The 25,274-nt window shown below is 70.8% G+C and carries 24 protein-coding genes; 9 read left to right on the forward strand and 15 right to left on the reverse strand.

Annotation, left to right across the window (positions count from 1 at the left end):
* Positions 1-2: 2 nt before the first annotated feature.
* Both NGH83_RS09495 and NGH83_RS09500 read right to left on the reverse strand, forming a co-directional pair.
* Entirely contained in the window at positions 3-350 is a 348-nt protein-coding gene (locus tag NGH83_RS09495) for a nuclear transport factor 2 family protein (protein ID WP_251856017.1), read from the reverse strand.
* A gap of 46 nt (positions 351-396) precedes the next feature.
* Positions 397-1,797, reverse strand: a complete 1,401-nt coding sequence (locus NGH83_RS09500) for an FAD-binding oxidoreductase (RefSeq protein ID WP_251856018.1) — start codon at positions 1,795-1,797, stop codon at positions 397-399.
* Positions 1,798-1,949: 152 nt separating this feature from the next.
* Here NGH83_RS09500 and NGH83_RS09505 point away from each other — a divergent pair, with 152 nt between their 5' ends.
* The gene (locus NGH83_RS09505) at positions 1,950-2,372 is read left to right on the forward strand and encodes a DUF1801 domain-containing protein (protein WP_251856019.1); all 423 of its coding nucleotides are present in this window, start codon (positions 1,950-1,952) and stop codon (positions 2,370-2,372) included.
* Here the strand turns inward: NGH83_RS09505 and cydD are convergent.
* Genes cydD through NGH83_RS09520 form a run of 3 tightly spaced genes read right to left on the reverse strand, consistent with a single transcriptional unit; the run spans position 2,369 to position 8,394 of the window.
* Positions 2,369-5,707 carry a thiol reductant ABC exporter subunit CydD gene (cydD, locus tag NGH83_RS09510; RefSeq protein WP_251856020.1) on the reverse strand — a complete coding sequence of 1,113 codons (3,339 nt, stop codon included), beginning with the start codon at positions 5,705-5,707 and terminating at the stop codon, positions 2,369-2,371. The two genes, NGH83_RS09505 and cydD, sit on opposite strands and share 4 nt — an antisense overlap.
* A complete protein-coding gene (gene cydB, locus NGH83_RS09515; protein WP_251856021.1) occupies positions 5,704-6,777 on the reverse strand; it encodes a cytochrome d ubiquinol oxidase subunit II in 1,074 nt (357 codons plus the stop codon). The genes cydD and cydB overlap by 4 nt, the downstream gene beginning before the upstream one ends.
* A 30-nt stretch (positions 6,778-6,807) precedes the next feature.
* Positions 6,808-8,394 (reverse strand): cytochrome ubiquinol oxidase subunit I, encoded by a 1,587-nt coding sequence (locus NGH83_RS09520; protein ID WP_251856022.1) that lies wholly within the window; start codon positions 8,392-8,394, stop codon positions 6,808-6,810.
* A 233-nt stretch (positions 8,395-8,627) separates the two neighbouring features.
* On the opposite strand from NGH83_RS09520, the gene NGH83_RS09525 reads away from it, so the two are divergent.
* The 3 genes from NGH83_RS09525 (at position 8,628) to NGH83_RS09535 (ending at position 11,201) form a co-directional block, all read left to right on the forward strand.
* A complete protein-coding gene (locus NGH83_RS09525; protein WP_251856023.1) occupies positions 8,628-8,987 on the forward strand; it encodes a BlaI/MecI/CopY family transcriptional regulator in 360 nt (119 codons plus the stop codon).
* Positions 8,988-9,373: 386 nt separating this feature from the next.
* Positions 9,374-10,150 carry a MerR family transcriptional regulator gene (locus tag NGH83_RS09530; protein WP_251856024.1) on the forward strand — a complete coding sequence of 259 codons (777 nt, stop codon included), beginning with the start codon at positions 9,374-9,376 and terminating at the stop codon, positions 10,148-10,150.
* A gap of 106 nt (positions 10,151-10,256) precedes the next feature.
* Positions 10,257-11,201 carry a M56 family metallopeptidase gene (locus NGH83_RS09535; protein ID WP_251856025.1) on the forward strand — a complete coding sequence of 315 codons (945 nt, stop codon included), beginning with the start codon at positions 10,257-10,259 and terminating at the stop codon, positions 11,199-11,201.
* Here NGH83_RS09535 and NGH83_RS09540 read toward each other — a convergent pair.
* From NGH83_RS09540 to NGH83_RS09555, 4 genes are read right to left on the reverse strand one after another with little or no spacing between them, the layout of a single operon-like run.
* A complete protein-coding gene (locus NGH83_RS09540) occupies positions 11,198-11,851 on the reverse strand; it encodes a GntR family transcriptional regulator (protein WP_251856026.1) in 654 nt (217 codons plus the stop codon). The genes NGH83_RS09535 and NGH83_RS09540 overlap by 4 nt on opposite strands.
* On the reverse strand, positions 11,851-12,759 hold the full coding sequence (locus NGH83_RS09545) for a DMT family transporter (RefSeq protein WP_251856027.1): 909 nt from the start codon (positions 12,757-12,759) through the stop codon (positions 11,851-11,853). The genes NGH83_RS09540 and NGH83_RS09545 overlap by 1 nt, the downstream gene beginning before the upstream one ends.
* 23 nt (positions 12,760-12,782) lie before the next feature.
* Positions 12,783-13,556, reverse strand: coding sequence for an EI24 domain-containing protein (locus tag NGH83_RS09550; protein ID WP_251856028.1), 774 nt, complete (start codon positions 13,554-13,556; stop codon positions 12,783-12,785).
* Between the two features lie 2 nt (positions 13,557-13,558).
* Positions 13,559-14,038 carry a glutathione peroxidase gene (locus NGH83_RS09555; protein WP_251856029.1) on the reverse strand — a complete coding sequence of 160 codons (480 nt, stop codon included), beginning with the start codon at positions 14,036-14,038 and terminating at the stop codon, positions 13,559-13,561.
* A gap of 64 nt (positions 14,039-14,102) precedes the next feature.
* Between NGH83_RS09555 and NGH83_RS09560 the strand changes: the two genes are divergently transcribed.
* The 4 genes from NGH83_RS09560 (at position 14,103) to NGH83_RS09575 (ending at position 18,799) form a co-directional block, all read left to right on the forward strand.
* Positions 14,103-15,437 (forward strand): FAD-binding oxidoreductase, encoded by a 1,335-nt coding sequence (locus NGH83_RS09560; protein ID WP_251856030.1) that lies wholly within the window; start codon positions 14,103-14,105, stop codon positions 15,435-15,437.
* 131 nt (positions 15,438-15,568) lie between these two features.
* Entirely contained in the window at positions 15,569-16,669 is a 1,101-nt protein-coding gene (locus NGH83_RS09565) for a glycerate kinase (RefSeq protein WP_251856031.1), read from the forward strand.
* Between the two features lie 57 nt (positions 16,670-16,726).
* Positions 16,727-17,746: a RimK family alpha-L-glutamate ligase gene (locus NGH83_RS09570; RefSeq protein ID WP_251856032.1), complete on the forward strand. Its 1,020-nt coding sequence runs from the start codon at positions 16,727-16,729 to the stop codon at positions 17,744-17,746.
* A 24-nt stretch (positions 17,747-17,770) separates the two neighbouring features.
* Positions 17,771-18,799: an LLM class flavin-dependent oxidoreductase gene (locus tag NGH83_RS09575; protein WP_251856033.1), complete on the forward strand. Its 1,029-nt coding sequence runs from the start codon at positions 17,771-17,773 to the stop codon at positions 18,797-18,799.
* Between the two features lie 12 nt (positions 18,800-18,811).
* Here the strand turns inward: NGH83_RS09575 and NGH83_RS09580 are convergent, their stop codons facing one another.
* Positions 18,812-19,171: a helix-turn-helix domain-containing protein gene (locus NGH83_RS09580; protein ID WP_251856034.1), complete on the reverse strand. Its 360-nt coding sequence runs from the start codon at positions 19,169-19,171 to the stop codon at positions 18,812-18,814.
* A 64-nt stretch (positions 19,172-19,235) separates the two neighbouring features.
* On the opposite strand from NGH83_RS09580, the gene NGH83_RS09585 reads away from it, so the two are divergent.
* Positions 19,236-21,509, forward strand: a complete 2,274-nt coding sequence (locus NGH83_RS09585) for an LLM class flavin-dependent oxidoreductase (protein WP_251856035.1) — start codon at positions 19,236-19,238, stop codon at positions 21,507-21,509.
* 7 nt (positions 21,510-21,516) lie between these two features.
* Here NGH83_RS09585 and NGH83_RS09590 read toward each other — a convergent pair whose 3' ends face one another.
* The 5 genes from NGH83_RS09590 to NGH83_RS09610 all read right to left on the reverse strand — a co-directional run bounded on the left by NGH83_RS09590 (position 21,517) and on the right by NGH83_RS09610 (position 25,274).
* The gene (locus NGH83_RS09590) at positions 21,517-21,870 is read right to left on the reverse strand and encodes a UBP-type zinc finger domain-containing protein (protein WP_251856036.1); all 354 of its coding nucleotides are present in this window, start codon (positions 21,868-21,870) and stop codon (positions 21,517-21,519) included.
* Positions 21,871-21,932: 62 nt separating this feature from the next.
* Positions 21,933-23,669: a ubiquinone-dependent pyruvate dehydrogenase gene (poxB, locus tag NGH83_RS09595; RefSeq protein WP_251856037.1), complete on the reverse strand. Its 1,737-nt coding sequence runs from the start codon at positions 23,667-23,669 to the stop codon at positions 21,933-21,935.
* Positions 23,666-23,965 carry a DUF6510 family protein gene (locus NGH83_RS09600; RefSeq protein ID WP_251856038.1) on the reverse strand — a complete coding sequence of 100 codons (300 nt, stop codon included), beginning with the start codon at positions 23,963-23,965 and terminating at the stop codon, positions 23,666-23,668. The genes poxB and NGH83_RS09600 overlap by 4 nt, the downstream gene beginning before the upstream one ends.
* The gene (locus NGH83_RS09605; protein ID WP_251856039.1) at positions 23,962-24,684 is read right to left on the reverse strand and encodes an FAD-binding oxidoreductase; all 723 of its coding nucleotides are present in this window, start codon (positions 24,682-24,684) and stop codon (positions 23,962-23,964) included. Before NGH83_RS09605 ends, NGH83_RS09600 begins: the two co-directional genes overlap by 4 nt.
* Positions 24,681-25,274 carry a sulfite oxidase-like oxidoreductase gene (locus NGH83_RS09610; protein WP_251856040.1) on the reverse strand — a complete coding sequence of 198 codons (594 nt, stop codon included), beginning with the start codon at positions 25,272-25,274 and terminating at the stop codon, positions 24,681-24,683. Before NGH83_RS09610 ends, NGH83_RS09605 begins: the two co-directional genes overlap by 4 nt.

Consider the following 25,274-nt stretch of genomic DNA (forward strand, 5'->3'; position numbering starts at 1 on the left):
CGTCACCCCGCGACCGGACCCCCGAAGTAGACCCGGATCTCGACGATCCTGCCCTCCCGCACCCTGGAGATCTCGACGTTGCTGAACGCGGGCCCGTCCGGCGGTCGGGCGATGTACTCGAGCAGCACCACGCCCGGCTCGATCTCGAGCGACCGGACCATCTCCTGCTCGGAGAAGCGGTCGGCGGTGGGAAAGCACACCGCCATGAACCCGTCGCGGTCGAGGTGGTCGTCCTGCGGCGAGGTGAACGTCAGGCTCTCGTCGAGGAGCTCCCACGCGAGCGCCGCGTCCTGCCGCCGATACGCGTCCGCCTGTGCCAGTACGGTCTCGACCGGTGTCCTCGTCGTCATGCCCGAACCGTAGCCGCGAAGACCGCACCGGCGGAAGGGCCGTGCGTCAGGCGGGGAACGCCTTGCCCGGGTTGAGGATGCCGCGCGGGTCGAGCGCGTCCTTGATCGAGCGGTGCAGCTCGAGCACCCGCTCGCCGAGTTCGGCGCCGGCGCCCGGCAGCTTCAGCAGACCGACTCCGTGCTCGCCCGTGACGGTGCCGCCGAGCGCGAGGCAGTCGTCGACGATGCGGTCGAAGGCGCGCTTCGCCCGATCCTTCGCGGCGTCGTCGCCCTCGGGCGCGATGATCAGCGGGTGCAGGTTGCCGTCGCCGGCGTGCGCGATGTTCGCGATCGTCACGTCGTTGTCCTCCGCCGCCTGCTGGATTCGTGCGAGCATCTCGGGAACGGCGGCGCGCGGCACGCAGATGTCTTCGGTGAGCACGGGTCCGAGGCGTTCGAGCGCCGGGTACGCGAGCCGGCGGGCGAGGAACAGCCGCGCGACCTCGTCGCGGTCGGCGGCGGTCTCGGTGGAGACCGCTCCGGCCGCCGCCATGAGTTCGGCCACGCGGGCCGCGGCGGCGTCGCCCACGACGCCGGGCTCGTCCACCTTCGCGAGCAGCATCGTGTCGACCTCGTGCGGCAGGCCGAGGCCCTGCCAGTCGTCGACCGCGCGCAGGCAGGTGCGGTCGATGATCTCGAGCGCCGACGGGATGATGCCGGCCGCCGAGATCGCGGCCACCGCATCGCCCGCCGCGGTGAGGGAGGGGAACGATCCGACGACCGCGCGCTCCTCGCGCCCGGCGAGGGGCAGCAGCTTCAGGGTCAGCTCGACGATGATGCCGAGGGTGCCCTCGGAGCCGACGAGCAGGTGGGTGAGGTCGTATCCGACAACCCCTTTCGCGGTGCTGCGGCCGAGGCGGACGACGGAGCCGTCGGCGAGGACGACGGTCATGCCGAGCACGTAGTCGCGGGTGACGCCGTACTTCACGCAGCAGATGCCGCCCGCGTTGGTGGCCGCGTTGCCGCCGATCGTCGAGATGGCGGAGCTGGCCGGGTCGGGCGGGTACCACAGCCCGTGCTCGGCGACCGCGGCGCGGAGGGCGTCGTTGAGAACACCCGCCTGGGCGCGGACGAAGCGTTCGGCCGTGTTCACCTCGAGCACGGCGGCCATGCGCTCGAGCGTGAGCACGATGCTGTCCTCCACCGCGTTCGCTCCACCCGAGAGCCCGGTGCCCGCGCCGCGCGGCACGATGCGGATGCCCAGCTCCGCGGCGCGGCGCACCACCGCCGCGACCTCCTCGAGGGTTTCGGGGCGCACCACCGCGATCGGAGCGACGAACGGCGCCCACTCGGCGTCGTCGTGGCTGTACCGCGCGAGCTCGGAGTCGTCGACCACCACGCGCGCGGCGGGGATCACGGAGTGGAGAGCGTCGACGACGTCGTGACGCGATCGGGTGGCGGTGCTCATGGGACTCCTCCGTCCCGCGCTCCCGGGACTCTCGGTACGGTACCCGATCGGTCGCGGATGGGACGGCGCGTGGCGGGCTGCTGCCGGGTGAGACCAGCGCTTCACCCGGACCAGTGCGGGTGAATAGGCTCGGCCCGACGGAAGGACATCTCATGGCGGAGAAGAGGGTCGGGCTCAGCGCAGAGGAGCGCGCGGCCATGAAGGCGTACGCGAAGGAGCAGAAGGCGGCGGCCGAAGGTGCCGCCGCGTTGCAGGCCTGCCTCGACGCGATCGCGAAGATGTCGGACGAGGACCGCCCGATCGTGCAGCGCCTGCACAAGCTCATCCTGGAGGCCTCTCCCGAGCTGCAGGCGACCACCTGGTACGGGATGCCCGCGTATGCGAAGGCGGGCACCACCATCTGCTTCGTCAAGAACGCGGGCAAGTTCAAGGACCGGTACGCGACCCTCGGCTTCCAGAGCGCCGCGAACCTCGACGACGGCGGCATGTGGGCCAAGGAGTTCGCGGTGCTCGCGTTGGGACCCGACGAAGAGCGCCGGGTCGTCGAGCTCGTGACGAAGGCGGTGTCCAGCTAGCGGCTGGCGGGCACGCTCTCGCTCGCCGTGGAGAGGTCGAGGAGCCGGTCACCGAGTCGGAAGTCGTCCGGGCGGTGACTGACGAGCACGACCGCACGATCGGCGAGGGCCTCCCGGAGATCGCCCATGAGCTGCGCCGCGGTCGGCGCGTCGAGGTGCGCAGTGGGCTCGTCGAGCAGGACGACGTCGGCACGGCTGAGCAACGCTCGAGCGACGGCCAGACGCTGCCGCTCGCCGCCCGAGAGGTTGGCACCGGCGTCGCCGACCAGGGTGTCGAGCCCGTCCGACATCCCCTCGACGAGCGGCCCGAGTCCGACCCGCGACAGCACTTCGTGCAGCTCGGCCTCGTCGGGCCTGTCATCGGACGGGCGGGCGAGCAGCAGATTGCCACGGATCGTCGACGAGAACAGGTGCGCCTCCTGCGGGCACCATGCCAGGCGTTCGCGCACCGATGCGTCGGCGAAGGAGAGGGCGTCGCGGTCGTCGAGCGAGTACCGCCCCGCCGCGGGGTCGAGGTAGCGCAACAGGACCGAGAGCAGCGTCGTCTTGCCGCTGCCCGACGGGCCGGAGACCGCGAGCCACTCGCCGCGAGCCGCCGTCGCGGTGACACCCGCGAACGCCGGAGCGTCGGCGCCCGGCCAGCGTGCCGAGAGCTCGTCGAGCGTCACCGTGCCGACCGAGGGCGCGGCGGGAAGTGCGCCGTCGTCGCGACGATCGACCGGCTCGAGCACGGGTCCCAGTCGGCGGAGGCCGCCGGCGAGGGCGGGCCACTGCTGGACCGCTTCGACGGCGGCGAGCATCGGGTCGATGAGTCCGAGCGGAAGCAGGGCGAGCACCCCGACCACCTCGACGGGCAGAGTGCCGGCGACCACGGCGGGAGCCGCGAGCGCGATCATCGCGACGGCGGCGCCGCCGAGGGCCGCGACGGTGAGCGCGTTCCCGAGCCCGAGCGCCCACGAGCTGCGACGGGCCTCCCGCCCGGCCTCCGCGTCGAGGGCGGCGAGCCCCTCACGGACCCGGTCCGCGACTGCGTTCGCGGACAGATCGTCGGCGGCGGTCAGCGTCGAGGCGAGCCGCCGGGCGGCGCGCGCCCGGAGCGCGCGTTCGTCGGCGCTGGCACGCCGGTCGGCGGCGAGGGCGATCGCGGGTGCGATGAGGAGGCAGACGGCGACGACGGCGGCCATCGGCGCGAGCACCGCCGGATGCAGGAGAGCGACCGCGATGAGGGAGGCGACGCCGGTCGCGAGAGCGACGAACGGCGGGAGCAGCACGCGAGGGGCGAGATCGCGCACCTGATCGGCGGTGACCACCAGCAGATCGAGGGCGGTGCCGCCGCGGCGCAGCGCGGGCGAGGCGGTTCCGCGCGCGGCGATCGCCGACCACAGTCGGTCGCGCAGGGTCGTCACCGACCCGAACACGGCGTCGTGGGTGACCAGTCGCTCGCTGTAGCGCAGCACCGATCGGGCGATGCCGAAGAAGCGCACGCCGACGATGGCGACGAGCAGGTACATGATCGCGGGCTGCTCCGCGGCGCGCACGATCAGCCAGCCGGAGACCGCGGTGAGCGCGGCGGCGCTCATCGCCGCGAGTGCGCCGAGCGCGACGGCCGCGGCGAGCCGACCGGCGACAGGACGGAACAGGGCGGCGAGCAGCCGCAGCACCGCGGCCGTCCCCAGCGGCGAATCGGTCGCCGCCGCCGGGGCAGGTGCCGCGAATCCGGCCGAAACGGCCTCGTCCGTCGGTGCGGAGGCAACGACGTCGGCCCCGGACCCGTGGATATCGGACCCATCGACCGTGATGACGCGGTCGGCGAGCGCCACGACGCGGGGATCGTGCGAGACGAGGACGACGGTGACGGCGCCGAGCTCGGCGATGAGCCGCTCCACGATGCGCGCCGTGCGCGAGTCGAGGTGGGCGGTCGGTTCGTCGAGCAGCAGCACCGTCGCGCCGTCCTCGACGCGCAGCAGGGCACGCGCGAAGGCGACACGGCGCAGCTCGCCGGGGCTCAGCTCTGCGGGCTCGCGCCGGAGCAGAGCGGCGAGGCCCAGCGCGTCGACGAGTTCGTCGCGGCGGGCCGCTCCCCCGTCTCCCGTGTAGAGGCGCAGTTCCTCCTCGACCGTCTCGCCGACGGTCGACGGATGCTGCGGGAGCCAGGCGACGCTCCCCGTGGTCACGACGGTGCCGTCGACGGAGACGCCGTCGCCGGTGTCGAGGCGTCCGGCGAGCACGCGCAGCACCGTCGACTTGCCGGCTCCGCTGCGACCGACGAGCGCCACCCGTTCCCCGTGCGACACATCGAAGGAGAGCCGGTCGACGGCGGCGTCCTCGCGCCCCGCGTACACGACGTGCAGCCGGTCCACCTCGATCGCGCCGGCGATCGACCTCGCGCGGTCGAGCACGCGGCGGGGGCGGGCCCGGTCGAGCGCGGCTCGCACCCGGTCGAGGGCGGCGACGCCGTCCTGCGAGGCGTGGAACGCGACGCCCACCTCACGCAGCGGGGTGTAGCACTCGGGTGCGAGGATCAGCACGAGGAGACCGGTTCCGAGGTCCATGTCGCCGTTCACGAGACGGATGCCGACCGTCACGGCGACGACCGCGACCGAGATGGTGGCGATCAGTTCGAGGGCGAGCGACGACAGGAACGCCGTCCGCAGCGTCGCGAGCGTGCGCACCCGGTACTGCTCCGAGATCCGGTGCAGGGCGGCCGACTGCTCGTCGACGCGGCCGAGCCCGACGAGCACCGGCAGTCCGCGGGCCAGTTCGACGAGGTGGTCGGCGAGCCGGCTCAGCGCACCGGCGGCGGCATCGACACGGTCACGCGTGTACTGCCCGATGAGGATCATGAATACCGGGATCAGCGGAACGGTGAGCACGACGATCAGCGCGCTCAGCCAGTCGGCGGAAAGGATGCGCGCGCCGACGGCGAGCGGGATGACCGCGGCGCCGATCGCCGTCGGCAGCACCGTGCGGTAATAGGGGTCGAGATCGTCGAGCCCACGGGTCGCGAGCGTCGTCGCCTCGCCCACGCGGAGGTCGGAGCCCTCGAGCATCCGTTCCGTGAGTTGCGCACGGAGCGTCTCCTTCGCGCCGAGCGACGCCCTCGTCGCATACCACTGGGTGAGCCACGCCGCGGCCGCGCGGGCGACGACCGCGGCGAAGCCCAACAGCAAGGCGTCGCGCCACGAGTCCGACCCGTCGAACAGCGAGGAGATGCCCCGAGCCAGCGCTTCGGCGATGCCGAGCAGGCCGGCCGCCTTGACGGCGGCGAGCAGCCCGAGGACGTACAGCGTGCGCGCGCCTCCGGGACCGAACCCCGCTGCGAAGGGTGATCTCACCGCCCCGACACTCCTGCAGCATCCTCGCTTTTTCCGCCGCCGGCGCGGAGTACCGCGGGGATGATCTCGTGGGCTGACGGGATGTGGTCCTCGGAGAGGCGCTTGCTGAAGACCCGGATGCTCCACGCCTGGTACGCGAGCACCAGGGGAAGCCCGATCGCCGTGACGACGGTCATCACGGTGAGCGTGTAGTCGCCGCTCGACGCGTTCGAGATCGTGAGGTTCCACGCCGGATCGAGCGTCGACGGCAGCACCACCGGGTACACCGCCGAGAACAGGGCGCCGGCGCCGGCGCCGAGGAAGACCGACATCGCCGCGAAGGAGCGGCCTTCACGGCCCGCGCGCGCGAACAGCCACGACAGCAGGACGGCGACGACCGCGACCACCACCAGCATCCAGGAGAGGAGATCGCCGTAAAGGAATTGGACGACGAGCACCCACGCGACGATGGGCAGCAGGGCGATCGGGGCCCGGTGGGTCACGAAACGGCGCATGCGGTGGCGCACGTCGCCGTCGGTCTTGAGCGCGAGATACGCGGCGCCCTGCACGAGCGCGAACCCGACGACGGCGAGACCGCCGAGCACCGCCGGCCAGCTCAGCCACGCGAAGGCACCGCCTTCACGGTCCCCGTTCTCATTCAGCGGCAGCCCGAGTGTGCTCACCGCGAGCGCGGCACCCACCCCGAAGGCCGCGACCAGCGAGCCGAAGCCGAGGGCGCGGTCCCACCAGCGACGCCAGCGGTCGGTGCTGCCCTTGCCCCGGTATTCGATGGCGACCGCGCGGAAGATGAGCCCGAGCAGCACGAACACGAGCGGCAGGTACAGCGCCGAGAACAGCGAGGCGTACCAGAGCGGGAACGCGGCGAAAGTCGCGGCACCGGCGGTGATGAGCCACACCTGATTGCCGTCCCAGACCGGGCCGATCGTGTTGAGCATCAGACGACGCTCACGGTCGGACTTCGAACTGAACAGCAGGTGCATCCCGACGCCGAGGTCGAAGCCTTCGAGGATGAGGTAGCCGACCCAGAGCAGGGCGATGGCGACGAACCAGATGGTGGGCAGGACGTCCACGGTCTTCTCCTTCTTCTGCGATCGGTCTTGTCAGTACGCGAAGGCGAGCACGTCGTCCTTGCGGCCGCCATGGTCGACCCCGCCGCCGTCGGACTCGTCGTCGTCGTTCTCGTGCGCGAGCTCCGGCATCGCCGAAACGACGCCTCCTCGGACGTACTTCACGATGAGCTTCACCTCGACGACCATCAGGGCGCCGTAGACGAGGGTGAGCGCGATCAGGGAGAAGAGCATCTCGCCCCACGAGACTCCGGGCGACACCGCGGCGGCGGTGAACATGAACACCCCGTCGACCCCGGTCGGGTTGGGTGCGACGACGAACGGCTGCCGGCCCATCTCGGTGAAGACCCATCCGGCCGAATTCGCGACGAACGGGGCGAAGATGCCGAGGATCGCGAGGCGCATGAGCCACTTCGAGCTCGGCACCGTGCCCTTGCGGGTCAGCCACAGCGCGACGGCGGAGGCGAACGCGGCGAGGCCGCCGAACCCGATCATGATGCGGAAGCCCCAGTAGGTGACCTCCATCAGCGGCACGTAGTTGATCTCGGCGCTGGCGCGGTCTCCGTACATGGGGTCGTCCGGCAGATTCGTGCCGTAGGCCTCCTGGTACTGGGGCACCAGGTCGACGACGCCGGGGAGCTCGGTGTCGAAGTCGCTGTGCGCCAGGAAGGACAGCATTCCGGGCACGGAGATGAGCGTCTCGACCTGGTCGCAGTCGTTGGTGCCGAGCGCGCCGACCGAGAGCACCGAGAAGTCGGTGCCGGTGTGACAGGCGGCCTCGGCGGCGGCCATCTTCATCGGCTGCTGCTCGTACATGAGCTTGCCCTGCAGGTCGCCGGTGACGGCGACGCCCGCGAACGCGACGATGCCGACGACCGCGCCGACGCGGAGGGCCTTGATCCAGACGCCGTGGTCGGCCTTGTCGCGTCCCGGGATGGCGGCGTTCTCGCCGACGACGACGTAGCCCTTGGCGTCGACCGTGTCGATCCCGTCCTTGCGCCGGCGCCATAGCTGGTACCAGGAGATGCCGACGAGGAACATGGCGCCGACCGCGATCGAGCCGGTGAGGACGTGCGGGTAGGCGACGAGCGCGGTGTTGTTGAACAGCACCGCCCAGATGTCGGTCATCACCGGCCTGCCGTCGACGAGCTCGACCCCGACGGGATGCTGCATCCACGAGTTCGCGACGATGATGAAGTACGCGGAGAAGATCGAGCCGATCACCGCGAGATACAGGGCGGCGAGGTGCACCTTCTTGTTCAGGCGGTCCCAGCCGAAGATCCAGACGCCGAGGAAGGTGGACTCGAAGAAGAAGGCGAGCAGTCCCTCCATCGCGAGCGGGGCGCCGAAGACGTCGCCGACGAAGCGGGAGTACTCGCTCCACGCCATGCCGAACTGGAACTCCTGCACGAGGCCGGTCGCGACGCCCATGATGAAGTTGATCAGGTAGAGCTTGCCCCAGAACTTGGTGAGCTTCAGCCACTTGGTGTCGCCCGAGCGCACCCACCTGGTCTGGAAGTAGGCGACGAGGGGGCCGAGGCCCAGCGTGAGCGGAACCATCCAGAAGTGGTAGACGGTCGTGATGCCGAACTGCCAACGTGCGATTTCGACGGGATCCACCTGAAGTGCCCTCTTGTTCTCTCGATGTCGAGATATTTCTACACGCTGTAGAAATTGCTCGTGAGATGAGTATGACACTGGTTCGGCCCGCGTCAACAGCGGCGACGGCGGCGACGAGCAACTTCGCTTCGACGCCGTGGGCGAACGGCGACGCGCCGTTCTACGTGACGTAGAAAGGCGTCGCTCGTCGGGTTACTATCGGAGGATCAGCCACGGCGCGGAAGGGACGAACGGTGCCAACTCTCGGTGATCTCGAGCGCTCGGTGATGGACGCGCTCTGGAACTCGGAGTCGCCGCTGTCGGCCTACGACATCCAGGCCGCGCTCGCCGACACCTCCGCGAAGCCGCACGCGGCGACCACCGTGCTGACGGTGCTGTCCCGACTGGAGAAGAAGGGCTTCGTGCGCCGCGAGCGCACTGAACGCCCGCACCGGTACGCGGCGGTCGCGTCGCGTGAGGACCACATGGCCGAGCTGATGCACGAAGTGCTCGGCGGCGCTGACGACCGCACCGCGGTGCTCGCCCGCTTCGTCGGGCAGGTCTCCCCCGCCGAGGCCGAGGCCCTCCGCCGCCTCCTCGACACCCCCTCCTGACCTCGGTTGTCGAGTAGCGGAGCGCACCGAGTCCCCCGCGCCGAACTTCGCCCTCTGCTCGCTGAGGGGGCCCGCCAGGGCCGTCGCGATGCGAGGAACTCCGCATCCGCCCGAACTTCGAGCACACCAACCAACTCGTGTCGCATCGCGACGGCCGTGAACGGCCTCCTCAGCGACCAGCCGCCCCTCGTATCGCTTCGCTCAACGGGCGGGCCACTTTCACCGGTAGTCGAGTAGCGACGAAGGAGCGTACCGAGACGGGTCGAGTAAGCGAAGCGCATCAAGACCGCAGCCCACGCTCTCGATACTGCGCTGGCGCACCTACTCGATGACCGGAACACCCACCCCTTGACATTGACGCAGCGTCAAGCCGTAGCGTCGGTGGCATGACGCTGGAGACGAGGGATGAGTGGGCGATCAGCGAGGTCGCGCGGCTTACCGGGACGACCAGCAGGACGCTGCGCCACTACCAGGCGGAGGGGCTGCTCGAACCGAGCCGGGTCGGCGCGAACGGCTATCGCTATTACGACGCCCACGCACTCGTCCGACTCCAACGCATCCTGCTGCTGCGCAGCCTCGGACTCGGGATCGACGCCATCCGCGACGCACTCGCCGGCGAACCGGACACCGCGGCGGCATTGCGCACCCATCTCGGGTGGTTGCGGCAGGAGCAGGACCGGCTGGCGCGGCGCATCGCGGCGGTCGAACACACCATAGGAATCGAGGAAGGAGGTGGACGAGTCGTGGCAGAGAAGATGTTCGACGGCTTCGACCACACGCGGTATAAGGACGAGGTCGAGCAGCGGTGGGGCGCCGACGCCTATGCGACGAGCGACGCGTGGTGGCGCGGCATGAGCGACAACGACCGCGCCGACTGGAGGGCGACCTCGGAAGCGCTCGCCCGCGCGTGGATGGAGGCGGCGGAGAGCGGCACGTCGCCCGACAGCGATGAGGCGCAGCAGCTCGCCGAGCGCCAGGTCGAGTGGCTGAGCGCGATCCCGGGCACTCCGCGTGCTGCCGACGGGTCTCTCGACGAGGACTACCTGCGGGGTCTCGGCGACATGTACGCGGCGGACGACCGCTTCGCCGCGAACTACGGCGGCACGGAGGGCGCACGGTTCGTCCGCGACACCCTGAACGCCTGGATCGAACGACACCCCTGATTTCCCCTGCGAGCGCGGTGTGTTGCAACGAGCGCGCCTGTTTGAACACCCGCGCTCGCAGCAACACACCGCGCTCGTGGGGGTGAGGGGGTGGAAGACTCGACGAATGCCGATCGCCCCCGTCGCCCTCGCGCTGCTCGCGCTGGCGCTCGCGTGGCCAATCCCGCTGTGGCTGTCGGCCGCGCGCTGGCCGGCCCGTGCGCCGGCGCTCGCGCTGCTGCTCTGGCAGTCGATCGCCCTCGCCGGTGGACTGTCGATGATCGGCGCCCTGCTGACCTACGGGCTGCTCCCGTTCGGCACCGATCTGGTGCACGGCCTGCTCGAGTTCGCCGGGGCGGTGCAGGACGGCACGGCGGCGCAGCGCGGCGGCCTGCTGCACCTCGCCGCCCTGGTCGGAGCGGCTCTCCTCGGTGCGCACCTGGTGCTGAACCTCGCCCTCACGATCGGACGCACGGTGCGCGACCGTCGGCGCCACCGCCGACTGCTCGAGCTGCTCGGCACCCCCGACCCGGAGCTGCCCGCGACCCGGATCCTCGACTCCCCCCTGCCCGTCGCCTACTGCCTGCCCGGCGGGTCGGGCTCGGTCACGGTGTTCTCGGCGGGGCTCGTCGCACTGCTGTCGCGCGACGAGCTGTTGGCCGTCACCGAGCACGAGCGGGCGCACCTCACCCAGCGACATGATCTGGTCCTGGTGGCGTTCCGCGCCTGGCACGCGTCGCTGCCCTGGTTCCCGGTCGCGTATCGCGCTCAGAGCGAGGTGGAGTTGCTCATCGAGATGCTCGCCGACGATCGGGCGCGCGCCCACGTCGAGGACACGTCGCTGGCCCGGGCGATCGCGTTGGTGGGTGACGCCGGCGGCCAGGGGCCCCTCGCGGCGGCCGACGACCCCGAACGACTGCGTCCGACGTCCGTCGCCCGGATCACCCGACTCGCCGCAGTGGGACCGCTTCCGGCGACCCTCCGAGCTCTCGTCGTCGCGACGGCCGTCGCCCTGCTCGTCGTGCCAACGGCCCTGCTCCTGCTGCCCGCCGCGGTGTCGCTCGTCGCCTAGCCCTCGCGGCGTCCGACGAGCATCGCCGTCGATTCGGCGATGTGCTCCGCGATCGCCGCGTCACCGCGCGCCTGCACCTCGTCGAGCAGCCGCCGATGCTCGTCGGCGAGCAGGCGACGCTCGTACTCCGGCCGGGTGTGCAGGAGCAGCAGCGCCACCTCGGCACCGAGCATCCGATACGCCTCGGTCAGCCGTGGGCTGCGCGCCGCCTCCACCAGCGCCAGATGCACCGCCGCGTGCGCGGACTCCACCGCCGACCAGTCGACCTCCGCCCCTCGCGCGACGCGGTCGAGTTCGTCGATGGCGGCCTCGATCGGGGCGACGTCGACATCCGGCCACCGGCCGCCTCCGTTCCGTGCGGCGACGATGCGCACCGCCTCGCTCTCGAGCGCTCGTCGCAGATCGGCGAGCGCGGCGACCTGGTCGTCGTCGAAGCGGGTGACGCGCACACCCTTGAAGGGCTCCGACACTGCCAGGTGCTCTGACACGAGCTGCGCGAGCGCCGCCCGCACCGTGTGCCGCGAGAGCCCGAACCGGAGGGCGATCTGCTCCTCGCGCAGAGGCGCGCCGGCACCGAGCGCGCCGGACAGGATCTCGCCGCGGAGCGCAGCACTCAACGCCTCGACCGAGCGTGCCCGCTCACCGCCCATCAGGCCACCACCTCGCGAGCGGGCCGGGGTCTCACGACCAGGATGAGGATGCCGGCGATGATCGCAGCGATGCCGAGCCACGCGACCGGTGCGAGTCTCTCGCCGAGGACGAGGATGCCGAGCAGGCTCGCCGTCAGGGGCTCGGCCAACGTGAGGGTCGACACGGTCGGCGCGGGCAGCACCCGCAGGCCGGCACCGAAGAGCAGATAGGCCACGGTCACCGTGCCGAGTCCCAACCAGGCCGCCATCGCCAGCCCGTCGGCGCTCGCCAACCACCGGGTGTCCGTCGTGAGGAGCACCGCGAGACCGAACACGGCCGCGGTGCCGAACACGGCGCCCATCGCGCTCGGCGGCGTCCATCCGGCGTCGAGCAGCCGCTTCGAGGCGAGGGTGTAGACGGCGTACGAGAGACCCGCGCCGAGTGAGCCGGCCAAGCCCACCGGGTCGATCCCTCCGCCGTTCCCACCCGTCACACCGCCGAGCAGTGCCACCCCGGCGGCGGCGACGATCGTGGCCGCCGCCCATCTCGCACCCGGGAAACGACGGTCGAGCAGCCAGGTGAGTCCGCCGGTCAGCACGGGTGCCGAGCCGAGCGCGACGAGGGTGCCGGTGGCGACGCCGTTGGAGCTGGTTCCGAGGAAGAACGCGGGCTGGTAGGCGATGACGCCGAGACCACCGACGAGGATGGTGACGATGGTCCCCGCTCGGGTGAGCGGTGCGACCGCGACGACGAGGCCGCGTCCGGCACGGCGGGCGAGAGTCCACGCGACGACGGCGAGAGCGGCGCCGCCGATCAGGATGCGGGCGGCGCCGATCGAGAAGACGCTCGCCTCCGGTCCGAAGGCCTGAGCAGTGCCGGTCGTTCCGAACAGCAGCGAGGCGAGGAGGACGAAGACGACGGCGCGCACGACCAGATTGTTACACAATCCGGTCAGGCGTCGCGCGCCGCCTCACCGTCGAGGCCACGCTGTTCGACGAGTTCTCGAGCGAGCACCGCGGACCCCGCGACGGCGGCGGGCATCGCGAACACGGCACCGAGCGGCAGCAGGAACAGCAGGTACGCGCTGGTTCCGAAGCCTCCCACCCGGGCTCCGGCCGCACGGCGCAGCGCCTTCTGCGCGCGACCGTCCAGCCCTCGTCCGTCGAGGGGACGCGCGAGCAGTTCGACCGCGAGCAGGCGGCCGCCGATGAGGGCGCCGAGCACGAGCGCAACCACTCCCCCGACGACCGGGATGAAACCGATCGCGAAGAGCGCGAGGCCGAGCGCCACCGACGGCACCAGCAATCGCAGTCCTGCGACGGTGCCCCGGCGCAGCGACGCCCAGAAGCCCAGGTCGTCGACCGCCTGGAAGCCGCCGAGCCGCGCTTCCACCGCCAACCAGATCCGCTCGTAGAAGGGATCGCCGATGGCGAGCGTCAGCGCGGTGAACGTCGACACCGCGAGCAGCACGAGCACGAGGAACAGCGCGATCCCGGCCGCGAGCCGCGTGAGCGCACGCCACGGCTCGTCCCATTCCGCCGCGAACGGGGTGACCCACAGTGCGAGGGCGTCGAGGTTCGCCGTGATCACCACGAAGACCGTCAGCACCAGGATGCCGACGATGAACGCCGGGACGGCGCCGAGCAGCATCAGCTTCGGCGAAGTCGCCCACATCCGGAAGCCGCGGAGGAAGAGGGCGACGCCGTGACCGAACTCCCGGATCACGGCTAACGCGCCAGCGACGCCTCGATCAGCCCGACGATCTCAGGGGCGTCGGGCTCGACGGTCGGACGGAAGCGGTGGATCTCGCCGTCGGCGGTGATGAGGAACTTCTCGAAGTTCCACTTCACCTTCCCCGCCTTGCCCGCGCCGTCCTCGACCTTGACCAGCTCGGTGTAGAGCGGATGCTGCGAACGCCCGTTCACCCGGACCTTCTCGAACATCGGGAAGGTCACACCCCACGTCGTCGAGCAGTACTCCTGGATGGCCTCTTCGCTGCCGAGCTCCTGCAGGAACTGGTTGCTCGGGAAGCCGAGCACGGTGAAGCCGCGCTCGCCGTACGTCTTCTGCAGCTCCTCGAGCTTCTCGTATTGCGGAGCGAGACCACAGCGCGATGCCACGTTCACGATGAGCTTCACCCCGCCGTACGCGCCGAGGTTCGTCTGCTTGCCGTCGATCGTCGTGAGGGGGATCTCGTCGATGTTCACGAGCCAGAGAATACGACCCGTTGCCGACCTTCCGCCGCTCCCACCGCTTGTGTACCCTGTCCACATGCCGAGCCTCGCAGAGTTGCGAACTCTTCTCCCCGACAGCGTCCGCATCGCGGGCGACCCCGATTTCGAGAGCATCAGGGCCGATTTCGCCTACAGCGGTGAGCCGAGCGTGATGGTGTGCCCCGCGTCCGCCGAGGAGGTGTCGGTCGCCGTCCGATACGCCGCATCGGAGGGACTCGGTGTCACGATCCGCAGCGGCGGCCACGGAGGCAAGGGCTTCCGCAATCCAGACGGCATGGTCATCGACCTGCGCCGCCTCGCCTCGATCACCGTGTACGACGACGACGTGGTGCGGATCGGCGGCGGCGCGACCTGGGGCGACGTCGCGACGGCGCTCGGAGCGCGAGACCTCGCGCTCAGCTCCGGCGACACCGCGAGCGTGGGAGTCGGCGGGCTCACTCTCGGCGGTGGCGTCGGCTGGCTCGTCCGCCAGTACGGCCTCGCCCTCGACAGCCTCATCGGGGCTGAGGTGGTACTCGCGAACGGCGAGGTGGTCACGGCGAGCGAGACCGAGAATCCGGTCCTCTTCTGGGCGCTGCGCGGTGGCGGGGGCAACTTCGGTGTCGTGACCTCGTTCGTGTTCCAGGCCCACCCGCTCTCCGGGGTCGTGTTCGGCGCGCTCACGTTCCGTCGCGATGATCTCGGGCCGCTGCTGCGGGGCTGGCGCGACGTCCTGCGGGAGGCGCCGGTGCAGTTCAACTCCACGGTCATGGCTCTGCCACCGTTCGACGGCGGCGACCCGACGGTCGCGATCCATGTCTGTCATGCCGGCGACGCTGCGGCCGCCGACCCGTGGATCGGCCGACTGCGGCGCCTGCCCGGCCTGCTCTCCGAGGAGATCGTGTCGACCCGTTACGAGTCCATCCTCGAAGAAGAGCCTCCGCCGATGGGCCCGATCACGATCGTCGGCGACAACGCGTTCGCCGACGACTTCGACGATGCGACGGTCGACGCCCTCCTGGCGGCGATCGACGGTCTGGGCGCCTCCGTTCTGATGATCCGCTTCCTGCGAGGCGCGTTCAACGAGGTAGGGCCGGATGACACCGCGTTCGCGTATCGCGGCGCCGAGGTGCTGCTCATCTCCGCCGCTTTTCTGCCACTGGACGCCCCCGCCGACGCGGCGCGCGAGGTCCACACCCGTTGGGGCCGACTCGCACCGCACACGAACGGGACCTACGGGAACTTCTCGATGGAGCCGGGCGACGGGGTCACGACCCTCATGTATCCGCCGAAGACGCTCGCGCGGCTGCGCCGGGCGAAGCGGCGCTACGACCCCGACAACCTCTTCAGCCGCAACCACAACGTGCGGGTCGAAGAGAACGTCGCTCTCTAGGGACAGCGCTCTTTAGGAACAGCGCGCTCCAGGAACGTCGCCGTGTGAAAAACATCGCACCATCAGAGGGCCCGCCGCTACGCTCGGCAGTGACGTCGGTCCTTTCCGCTAACGGCCGGAATGAGGTGCGCGTGCGCGTCGTGATCGCTCCCGACTCGTTCAAGGGCTCCGCGAGCGCCACGCAGGTGGCTTCGGCGCTCGCAGACGGCTGGCGGGACGAGTATCCGGACGACACCCTCGTGCCCCTGCCGATGGCGGACGGCGGCGAGGGCACCCTCGACGCGTTCGTCGCCGCGGTGCCCGATGCCCTGCGGATGCCCGTCACCGTCGACGGGCCGGACGGCCGGGAGCACGACACGTTCTGGGTACGCCTGCCCGACGGCACCGGGGTCGTCGAGCTCGCCGCGACCTCCGGACTCCCCCTCATGCTCGAGCTCGATCCGATGGGTGCCGACAGCCGCGGTTTCGGTCAGGCGATCGCGGCGGCGCTCGACGACGGCGTCGAGGCCCTGCTGCTGGCGATCGGCGGCAGCGCGTCGACCGACGGCGGAGCGGGCGTGCTCGGCGCGCTCGGCGCCCGTCTCACCGACCGGCACGGCGACCCGATCGCCGGCGGGAACACCGGATTGCACGCTCTCACCGGAGTCGACCTCGACCGTCTGCGCCCGCTGCCGTCGGGCGGCGCCATCGTGCTCACCGATGTCCGCTCACCACTGCTCGGGTCAAGCGGAAGCGCCGCGGTCTTCGGACCGCAGAAGGGCGCGGACGCCGACCAGGTGACGCAGCTCGAGGAGGGGCTTCGGCGATTCGCCGCGCGTGTGCCCGGCGACACTGACGCTCCGGGTGCCGGTGCGGCCGGCGGAGTCGGCTTCGGCCTGCAGGTCTGGGGCGCACGCATGCGCTCCGGCGCCGAGGCGGTCGCCCGGCTGATCGGTCTCGACGAGGCGGTCGCCGACGCCGATCTGGTCATCACCGGAGAGGGACGCTTCGACACCCAGTCGGCCGAGGGCAAGACCGTGTCGACGGTGCTGCGCATCGCGGCGGACACCGACACCGCGGCCGGCCTCGTCGCCGGAAGCATCGTCGCCGACACCTCCGCCTTCCGCGCCGCGGTCGACCTCAGCCGGCTGGCCGGCGACGGGGCGCTCGCCTACGCCGATCCCCTGCCCTGGTTGCGTGAGGCGGGCGCGGGTCTCGCCCGTGCTGTCGCGGGTGCGTCCGCCGGACGTTGATGACGCCGCGCGTCACGTGAGCCGAACGCGGCCGCAGACCGGCCTACGATCGATTCCATGTCTTCGATCGACGACGTGGCTCCGCGCGTCTACATCCTGCACGAGAACCCCGACTGGATCCCGCCCCTCGCGGCCGCCCTCGAGGCCGAGGGGGTCGCGTTCAGCGAGCTCCATCTCACGGGCGGATCGATCGACCTGACCGCCGCGCCCGCCGACGGCGTCTACTGGTCGCGGTTCAGCGCTTCGTCGCACACCCGCGGACACGCCGGAGCGAAGGACTTCGCCCGTTCCACGCTGCGATGGCTCGAGGCGCACGGCCGCCGGGTCGTGAACGGCAGCCGCGTCGTCGATCTCGAGGTGAGCAAGGTCTCGCAGTACCTCGCGCTCGCCGCCGCCGGGTTCGACGTGCCCCGCACCATCGCCGTCTTCGGCCGCGACGACCTGTCGCGTCGTGCGCGCGAGCTGCCCACCCCGTTCATCACGAAGCACAATCAGGGCGGCAAGGGTCTCGGCGTCCGCCGCTTCGACAGCTACGACGAGTTCGACGCGTACGTCTCGGGCCCGGATTTCGAGGAGCCGATCGACGGCATCACCCTCCTGCAGGAGTACCTGCTGGCGCGGGAGCCCTTCATCACCCGTGCCGAGTTCGTCGGCGGTCGCTTCGTGTACGCGGTGCGGGTCGACACCTCGGCGGGCAGCTTCGAACTGTGCCCGGCCGAAGCCTGCGCCGTGCCGGAGCAGGGGTTCGCGCCCGCCGTCTGCGAGGTGCCCGGAGCGGTCGACGCAGGCCTCGTCATCGATCCGCCGACTCCGGCGCCGCTGTTCACCCGCCGGGAGGACATCACGGCGGAGACGCCGCTGATCGCCCGATTGGAGGCGTTCCTCCGCGACAACGGCATCGAGGTCGCCGGGATCGAGTTCATCGAGACCGCCGACGGACGAGTGGTGCCCTACGACGTCAACACCAACACCAACTACAACCCCGACGTCGAGCACGACGGCGGCCCTTCGGGAGCCGCCGCCGTCGCCCGATTCCTCGCCGACGAGCTCAGCCGCACCGCGGCCGTCCGCGCCTAGACACGAAAGAACATCGCACCGCACATGAGATTCGGATACTGGACCCCCATCTTCGGCGGATGGCTCCGCAACGTCGAGGACGAGAACACTCCGGCGACCTTCGCCCACATCGCCGAGGTGGCGGCCGCCGCCGAACGCGGCGGGTTCGACCTCACCCTCATCCCCGAGCTCAACCTCAACGACATCAAGGGCGCCGACGGGCCCGCGCTCGACGCGTGGACCCTCGCCGCCGCGACCGCCGCGATCACCTCGACGCTCGAGATCATGGCGGCCGTGCGCCCGAGTTTCCACCCGCCGGCCATCGCGGCGAAGCAGGCGAGCACCATCCAGGAGATCTCAGGCGGCCGCTTCACGCTCAACGTCGTCTCCGCCTGGTGGGAGGAGGAGGCACGGCAGTACGGCGTGCCCTTCGCGCATCACGACGGGCGATACGCGCTGACTCGCGAGTACGTGGCCGCACTGCGCGGCCTGTGGACGAAGACCCCGTTCTCGTACTCGGGTGACCACATCACCCTCGAGGGCACCTACTCCGAACCGAAGCCGGCCGTGCAGCCCCTCATCTACGCCGGCGGCGAGAGCGAGGCGGGCCGCGCGGCCATCAGCGACTTCGCCGACGCCTACCTGACCCACGGAGGCACGGTCGAGGAGCTGGCGACGAAGATCGCGGACATGCGTCGGCGCCGCGAGGAGGCGGGCAAGGCTCCGTTCAGCCGTTTCGGCATGGCGGCGTTCGCGATCGTCCGCGACACCGAGGAGGAGGCGCAGGCCGAGCTCGAGCGCATCACCGATGTCCGCAGCGGCGCCGCGTACGACTCGTACCAGCAGTTCGTGACGAAGTCGCAGCTCGACACCGAGGTCAGTCTGCGCGACTACTCGGTCTCGAATCGCGGGCTGCGACCGAACCTCGTCGGAACCCCCGAACAGGTCGCCGAGCGCATCCGCGAATTCGAAGCCGTCGGCGTCGACGTGCTGCTGCTGCAGTTCTCGCCGATGCTCCAGGAGCTCGAGCGCTTCGCGGAGCAGGTCATCCCGCTGGTGAACACGCCGCGCTGACGCGCAGCACGATCAGAGCGCGGCTTCGGCCTCGACGCCCTCGTCGGGATTCCATCGCGCGCTCCACGCCGCGAGCGGCTGCAGGGAGGAGAGCAGCTCGCGGCCGCGATCGGTGAGGTGGTATCGCACCTGCACCGGCGTGCTCGGCGTGATCGAGCGCACGACGAGACCGCGCGCGGTCAGCTCCTTGAGGCGCTGCGCCAACATGCGATCCGAGAGCCCGTCGACCGAGGCGATGATCTCGGAGAACCGGGTGGCGCCGCGCCCCAACGCGAGAAGAATGCCGGAGCTCCAGCGCTGCCCGACGAGCTCCACCGAGCCGATCAGTCGTCGGCACAGCTCGTCGTCGATCGTCTCCCAGGGATTGGTCACTTACCCATCGTAAGTCACTTACGGCGAGGTCGGCGTCCGCCGACGGATGAGCCAGTATCGTGCCATGCCTGACTACGGACATCCGCTCGAGTTCGGAACCTTCCTCACCCCCACCAACTCCCCCGCGAATCAACCGGTCGCGCTCGCGCAGCTGAGCGACCGACTCGGGTACGACCTCGTCACGTTCCAGGACCACCCCTACCAGCCGCGCTTCGCGGACACGTGGACGCTGCTCACCTGGGTCGCCGCGTCGACGGAGCGGATCCGCCTCTCGGGCAACGTGCTCAATCTGCCGCTGCGCCAGCCCGCGGTTCTCGCCCGATCGGCGGCAACCCTCGACCTGCTCTCCGGTGGCCGGTTCGAGCTCGGTCTCGGCGCCGGCGGATTCTGGGACGCGATCGAGGCGATGGGCGGCCGGCGCCTCACCCCGGGCGAAGGGGTCACCGCGCTGAGCGAGGCCATCGACATCATCCGCGGCATCTGGGCGGACAGCGACAGGGCGCCGCTGCGCACCGGCGGGGACTTCTACTCCGTGGACGGCGCGAAGCGCGGCCCCGCCCCGGCCCACGACATCCCGATCTGGCTCGGCGCGTACAAGCCGCGCATGCTGCGCCTCATCGGCACGAGGGCCGACGGATGGCTGCCGTCACTGGCCTACATGAAGGACGGGGACATCGCGGCGGCGTCGCGGACGATCGACGATGCCGCGATCGATGCCGGCCGGGACCCCCGCGAGATCCGTAGGCTCCTCAACATCGGGGGCCATTTCGGCCCGCGCCGCGGAGGGCTGCTCGATGGCCCGCCCGAGCAGTGGGTGGAGCAGCTGCTGCCGCTCGCGGTCGACGACGGCTTCGGCACCTTCATCCTCGCCTCGGACGACCCTGCGACCCTCGAGCGCTTCGCGGAGGAGGTCGCTCCCGCACTCCGCGAGGCCGTCGCCCACGAGCGCGGAGAGAGGGGCGTCTCCACTGCACGGTCGCGAAGCGCCGCCGCGCTCGCCGCCCGGCGCGACGGCATCGACTACGACGCGCTGCCCGCCTCCCTCGCAGGCGCCGCGATCGAGCCCGGCGACTTCGGCTTCGCCCGAGTCCGCTCGACCTATCTCCGCGGTGGCGACCCGGGACTCGTGCTCCCCGTCACCGACGCCGGTCAGGTAGTCGATGCGCTGGCCTTCGCCCGTGAGCAGAACGTGCCGCTCGCCGTCCGCAGCGGCGGTCACGGGATCTCCGGCCGGTCGACGAACGACGGCGGCATCGTCATCGATCTATCGGCGATCGAGTCCGTCGAGGTCCTCGACGAAGCCCGCCGACTCGTGCGGGTCGGTGCCGGCGCGAGATGGATGGACGTCGCCGCGGCGCTTGCCCCGCACGGCTGGGCGTTGAGCTCGGGCGACTACGGCGGCGTCGGCGTCGGTGGACTGGCGACGGCGGGCGGCATCGGCTGGCTGGTGCGCGAGCACGGCCTGACCATCGACCACGTCCGCGCGGTCGAGATGGTGCTCGCCGACGGGACGATCGCCCGCGCGAGCGCCGACGAGAATCCCGACCTGTTCTGGGCGGTGCGAGGCGCAGGGGCGAACTTCGGCATCGTGACCTCGTTCGAGTTCGAGGTCGACGAGGTGGGAGACGTCGGCTGGGCACAGCTCGCCTTCGACGCCACGGACACCGCCGACTTCCTGCAGCAGTGGGGTGACTGGCTCGAAGGCTCGCCGCGCGACGTCACGAGCTTCGCGATCATGGGGCCGCCGCGTCCCGGTCGCCCCACCGTCGCACAGGTGATGACGATGGTCGACTCCGACGACCCCGAGGTCATTCTCGATCGCCTGCAGCCACTCGCTCCCGTCGCCCCGCTGCTCGACCAGTCGGTTCAGGTCACTACTTATGCGGCCGTGATGGCGAACGCGCAGGAGCGGCACCACGACGGTCAGGGCGAACCCAACGCGCGCTCGGCACTGGTGGAGCACATCACGCCCGAGGTCGCCGCGGCGATGGCCGAACTGCTGCGCACCGGGGCGGTGTACTTCCTGTCCATCCGCGCGCTCGGCGGCGCGGTCGCCGACGTTCCCGACGACGCCACCGCGTACGGCCGCCGGTCGGCGAACTTCTCCATCGCCGCGTTCGGCGCAGACAGGGAGCGGATCGACGCGGCGTGGGACGCGATGCGTCCGCACTTCTCGGGGCTGTATCTGAGCTTCGAGACGGACCAGCGGCCCGAGCGGATCGACGACGCCTTCCCGCCCGCGACCCTCGCCCGACTGCGTGCGTTGAAGGCGGTCTACGACCCGTCGAACGTGTTCCGCGACAACTTCAACGTCGCCCCGTCGCCCGCCGAAGGGTGAGCGACGGTCAGCGTCCGGCGAGGAGGATCCGCTGCCAGTCGTCGGGTACCCGCCCGGCGGGGCCCGGCGTGGGCTGGTCGACGGGGTGGTTCTCCGGCGGAGCGAGTCGCGGCCCCGAGACGTAGCGGTCGGCGACGTAGTCCCAGAACCAGTCCTCGCCGGGCTCGAAGCTCTGGATCACGCGGTGCCCCGTCTCGGCGGCGTGACGACGCGCGTGGGTGTTGAGCGAGTCGTCGCAGCAGCCGATGTGCCCGCACTCGGCGCAGCGACGCAGGTGCAGCCACCAGGAGCCGGTCTCGTCGCACTCGACGCAGTCCGTGCCCGACGGCGGCACCGTCGTATCGATCCCGGGTCTCGCCATGGTCTTCGTCCTCCCGTTTCGCGTGGCACCGGTATCGAAGCCGGCGCCGCTGTCGGCGCTCGTCAGCGGTGGAAGAGCCGCCGCACGACGTTGGTGTCGGCGAGGTCGAGCAGTTCGTCGCCCCGCCCCGACATGATGGCCCGCAGCGCGTAGACCGCGAAACCCTTGGCCTGGGCCGCCGTGATCGAGGGCGGGATGCTGAGCTCCTCGCGTGCGACCACCACATCGAGTAGAGCGGGCCCCGGAGTGGCGAGCAGTCTGGCCACCGCGTCCTCGAGTTCGCCGGGCTCCTCCACGCGGATGCCGGTGATGCCGACCGACTCGGCCACTCTCGCGAAGTCGGGGTTGACGAGTTCGGTGCCGAAGTCGACGATGCCGGCGGCCTTCATCTCCAGCTCGACGAAGTTCAGGGACGAGTTGTTGAAGACGACCACCTTGATGGGCAGGCGGTTCTGCGCGATGGAGAGCAGGTCGCCGAGCAGCATCGCGAGACCGCCGTCGCCCGACAGGGCGATCACCTGACGGTCGCGGTCGACGGCCTGAACCCCGAGAGCCTGCGGCATCGCGTTCGCCATCGAGCCGTGCGTGAACGACCCGATGAGGCGCCGTCCGCCGCCCATCCTCAGATATCGGGCCGCCCAGATGACCGGGGTGCCGACGTCGGCGGTGAACACGGCGTCGGGGGCGGCGGCGCGGTCGAGCAGACGGGCGAGGTACTGCGGGTGGATCGGCGCCTTGCCGTCGTCGTCGGCGAGGTCGTCGAGATCCTTCCGAGCCTTGGCGTAGTGCTCGCGACTGTCGGCCAGGTGCTTCTCGGAGCGGTCGCCCGCGATCAGGGGCAGCAGCGCGGCGGCCGTCGACCGCACGTCGCCGACGAGACCGAGGTCGACGGGGGTGCGCCGGCCGAGCTGCTCGCCGCGGCTGTCGACCTGCACGACCTTCGCCTTGGAGGGGTAGAACTGCCGGTAGGGGAAGTCGGTGCCGAGCATCAGCAGGGTGTCGCACGCCTCCATCGCCCGATAGCCGGAGGCGAAGCCGAGCAGCCCGGTCATGCCGACGTCGTACGGGTTGTCGTACTCGATGTACTCCTTGCCGCGGAAAGCGTGCACGATGGGAGCCTGCAGCCGCTCGGCGAGCGCGAGCACCTCGTCGCGGGCGCCGGCCACACCCGCACCGGCGAGGATCGTGACCTTCTTGGCACCGTTCAGCAGGTCGGCCGCGGCCTCCAGCTCCTCACTATTGGGCGTGACGCTGGGCGCCGAGGCGCGGATCGGCGCGGATGGGCGCCGATCGGGCGCGGTCTCGTAGAACACGTCGCCCGGCACGACCACTACGGCCACGCCGCGCTTCTCCACGGCGGCGCGCATCGCGATCTCGAGCACCCAGGGCAGCTGCTCGGGGTCGCTCACGAGCTCGACGTAGACGCTGCATTCGCGGAACAGCTCCTGCGGATGGGTCTCCTGGAAGTAGCCGCTGCCGATCTCGGACGACGGGATGTGCGACGCGATCGCGAGCACCGGCACGCGGCTGCGCTGGGCGTCGAAGAGGCCGTTGATGAAGTGCAGGTTGCCGGGTCCGCAACTGCCCGCGACGACCGCGAGCTCGCCCGTGAGTTCGGCCTCGGCGCCCGCCGCGAAGGCGCCCGCCTCCTCGTGCCGCACGTGCAGCCACTCGATGTCGTCGGTGCGGCGGAGGACATCGGTGAACCCGTTGAGGGAATCGCCCGAGAGACCCCAGATCCGTCGCACTCCCGCTCGTTTCAGAGTGTCGACGAACAGTTCGGCGACGGTCGCGCTCATCGACCGACCTCGTCGCGTCCGGGCTCATCGCCCGGCTGTCCGGCGGGCTGCTGCAACCGGGCCAGCGATGCGATGACGACGGCGAGCCCGCCCGGTTCGTCGAGCACGGTGAAGAGGGTGTGCGTGCAGGATCGGCACCGGACGATCGCGGCGAAGTCGTCCCGCTCGACCATGGTGCCGCCGAGCGGCCCGGCCGCGCCGCACTCCCCGCACACCGCCACGAGCATCGTCGGGTCTGCTCGGAAGAGTCCGCTCAGCTCCCCCGCGATCGCGTTGCCGTCGACGATCTGCATCATGCTCCTCCGAACCTCTCGGTGCGCACGCGCGCCGCGTTCTGTCCGCCCGCCACGAGGGCATCGGCGGACGCCTCGACGAACCCGGTGGGGCCGCAGACGAAGGTGAGCGGGTTCTCGGCTGCCGGCCACACCGACGCCGCCAGCGCTTGCGGGGTGAGCCGCCCGGTCGTTCCCGCCCATCCGGCGGGCGCCTCGCGCGTGTACGCCCACGTCACCTCGATGCCTTGGGCGGCGAGGCCGTCGATCTCGTCGGCGTACATCGCATCAGCCCGGGTGCGCACCGAGTACAGCAACCGGAAGGGCGTGCTCACGCGGGCACTCGCCCTGGCTCTGGCCATCGCGAGCAGCGGCACGATGCCGGACCCGCCCGCGATCAGTTGCACCGGCGACGGGTCGTCCGCGTGCCAGACGAAGTACCCGCCGAGCGGACCCTTCACCTCGAGTTCGTCGCCCGGTTCGATCACCTGGGTGAGATACGGCGACACCTCGCCGTCAGGCACCTCGTCGACTCCGAGCTCCACCACCTCGCCGGGACCCGACGAGGCGATCGAGTACGACCGTTCGGCCTGGTAGCCGTCGTCGGCGGTCAGCCGGATGTCGAGGTGTTGGCCGGGGAGGTTGCCGGGCCAGCCCGGCACGACGATCTCGAGGATCCGCGCGTTCGTCGTCGAGGCGGTCACCGTCGACACCCGCGCGGGCATCCACCCGCCGACGATCACCAGTAGCGCTCCTCGGTCCACGGGTCGCCGTGGAGGTTGTAGCCGTTCTGCTCCCAGAACCCCGGGTCGTCCCGCTTCTGCAGCGTGATGCCATTGACCCACTTCGCGCTCTTCCAGAAGTACAGGTGCGGCACGAGCAGACGTGCGGGGCCTCCGTGCGCGGGCTCGAGTGGCTTGCCGTCGAACTCGAACGCGACCCACGACTTGCCCCCGAGCAGGTCGGCGAGCGGGATGTTGGTCGTGTAGCCGCCATAGCTGTGCGCCATCGCGAACTGGTAGTCGGTGTCGATGTCCTTGAAGAGCGTGTCGAGCGACACCCCACGCCAGGTGGTGCCGAGCTTCGACCACCGTGTGACGCAGTGGATGTCGGTGTCGATCGTCTCGATGGGCAGCGCCATCAGGTCGGCCCAGGTCCAGGTCGTCGCGAGGTTCTTCTCGGTGACGATGCGGAAGGCCCACTGATCCGTGTCGATGCGGGGGGTGGGTCCCGCCGACAGGACAGGGAAGTCCTCGGTGAGGTACTGGCCGGGCGGCAGCTTCGGGTCGCTCTCCCGCGCGCGCCGTCCGAATCCTCTGGAGATCACAGCCAT

It is taken from the genome of Herbiconiux sp. L3-i23, assembly GCF_023734115.1.
Classification (GTDB): domain Bacteria; phylum Actinomycetota; class Actinomycetes; order Actinomycetales; family Microbacteriaceae; genus Naasia.